The sequence below is a fragment of the Bradyrhizobium sp. P5_C11_2 genome (assembly GCF_054049755.1).
This window is the reverse complement of sequence record NZ_JBFULT010000856.1, coordinates 1-2144: the sequence shown is the minus strand read 5'-3', so window position 1 is coordinate 2144 and position 2144 is coordinate 1. Positions and strand designations below refer to the sequence as shown.

General features: G+C 65.6%; 2 protein-coding genes. Both read left to right on the top strand.

Features of this window, described 5'->3' with window-relative positions; translation table 11 throughout:
- The coding region (locus tag ACXJL8_RS39470; protein ID WP_456686856.1) for an ABC transporter substrate binding protein at nucleotides 1-255 on the top strand (255 nt) is incomplete at its 5' end.
- A partial coding sequence (locus tag ACXJL8_RS39465) for a sensor histidine kinase (RefSeq protein WP_456686855.1) occupies nucleotides 252-2144 on the top strand: 1893 nt, incomplete at its 3' end. The genes ACXJL8_RS39470 and ACXJL8_RS39465, both read left to right, overlap by 4 nt.

The window sequence follows — 2144 nt, the reverse complement described above, 5'->3', positions numbered from 1 at the left end:
GCGAAACATCGCGTCCCCATGATCTATCCCTTTCACTACTTCATGGATGCAGGCGGGTTGATGAGCTACGGGCCGACGCTGGAGGTGCGCTCGGCCGACTATGTCGATCTCATTCTGCGCGGCACCAAGGCCGGCGATCTCCCGGTGCAATCGCCGCGGAAATACGAGCTCCTGATCAACCGCACGGTCGCACGCACGCTTGGATTGACGATACCATTCACGCTGCTCGCGCGCGCCGACGAGATCCGCGAGTGAACGAGACGACCGACCAGGGATATTTGCCGACGCCTCCCGGCCGGCTGTTCCGAAAATATCTCTACTCGATCGTCGCCCTCGCCTTTGCCGCGCTCGCCATCAACACCGGTTTCGACGTGTGGTTCTCCTATCGCGAGCAGAAGCAGCTCCTCGCGGCGACCCAACGCGAGCAGGCAGCAAGCGCGGCCATTCAGATCGGGCAGTTCATCGGTCAGATCGAAAACCAGATCAGGTGGCTCTCGCGCCTGCCTCCGGAGCTGTCGACCAACGAAGACGATCGCCTCAACGCCATCCGCCTCCTGCGCCTCTCACCCGCAATCGCGGAGATTACCGAGCTTGACGCGCAGGGCCGCGAGCAGGTGCGCGTCTCGCGCCGCGTCGCGGACAGGGTCGGCAGCAAGATCGACATCTCCGCTTCGGCCGCCTTCCGCGGCGCCAATGAGAGTCGGGCCTATTACGGGCCGGTCTACTTCTTCGGCGATACCGAGCCGTTCATGACGATCGCCACGCGCGGGACCGGCCGCGAGCCCAGTGTGGTCGTTGCCGAGGTCAATCTCAGGTTCATCTGGGATCTCGTCGCCGGCATCAGGGTCGGCAACACCGGCAAGGCTTATGTGATCGATCGTATGGGCGTCCTGATCGCGCATCCCGATTTGTGGCCGGCGCTACGCCGCAGCGATCTCTCCTCGCATGCGGACGTCCGCGCCGCACTCGATGGCATCGGGCCACCTTCCGGGGGCCTGGTCAAGGAGGACCTGTCCGGTCAACGCGTGCTGTCGACCTATGCGACGGTGCCCTCGCTCGGCTGGGTGGTGTTCGTCGAGCTTCCGCTCAGCGAGGCCTACGCCACGATCTATGCATCGATCGGCCGCTCGACGTTTCTGCTGATCGTCCTGCTTGCCTTCGCGGTCCTGGTTTCGCTCCTGCTCAGCCGGCGCATGACCGTGCCGATCCAGATGCTGATGCAGGGCGCGCGGCGAATCGAAAGCGGCGATCTCGGCCTGCGGCTCGCGATCAAGACCGGCGACGAGCTGGAAGCGCTCGGCGACCAGTTCAACCGGATGGCCGCGCATCTTCGCGAGTCCTACGCAACGCTCGAGCGCAAGGTCGCCGAGCGCACCTCCGAACTCGAAAAGGCCCGCGATCACGCCCTTGCCGAGCACGACGCGGCCGAACGCGCGCGTAGCGCGGCGGTTGCTGCCAACGAGACCAAATCGCGCTTCCYTGCGGTGGTCAGCCACGAGCTGCGCACGCCGCTCAACGGCGTCATGGGCGTGCTGCAACTGCTCGACGACGGCAGCCTCGGCGAGCTCCAGCGCCGCCATCTGGCGACGGCGGCCGCCTCGGGCGAAACGCTGATCGCCCTGGTCGATGCCATCCTCGAATATGCGCGCCTGGAGGCCAGCGCCGAAACGCTCGAGACGCGCGGCTTCCGCCTCGACCAACTCATCGAGGCCGCCGCCGATCTGATGCGTCCGCAGGCCTTCGGCAAAGGCCTGACCTTCGACCTCGTCTCTGACGCCACCGTCAACACATCGGTGCACGGCGATCCCGTCCGGCTCAATCGCATCCTGCTCAACCTGATCGGCAACGCGATCAAATTCACCCCGCGTGGCGGCATCGGATTGAAAGCGACCGCCACGCGGCATGACGATCATGTCGTGCTTTCCATCACGATTCGCGACACCGGCATCGGCATCGCGCCCGACATGCATGAGCGCATCTTCGAGGATTTCGTGCAGGCGGATGACAGCATCGCGCGGCGGTTCGGCGGCACCGGCCTCGGACTTGCGATCGCGCGCCGCCTCGCGCGCCTGATGCACGGCGAGCTGACGGTGGAGAGTACGCCGGGCGCGGGCAGCTCGTTCATGCTGACGGTGCCGCTCGGT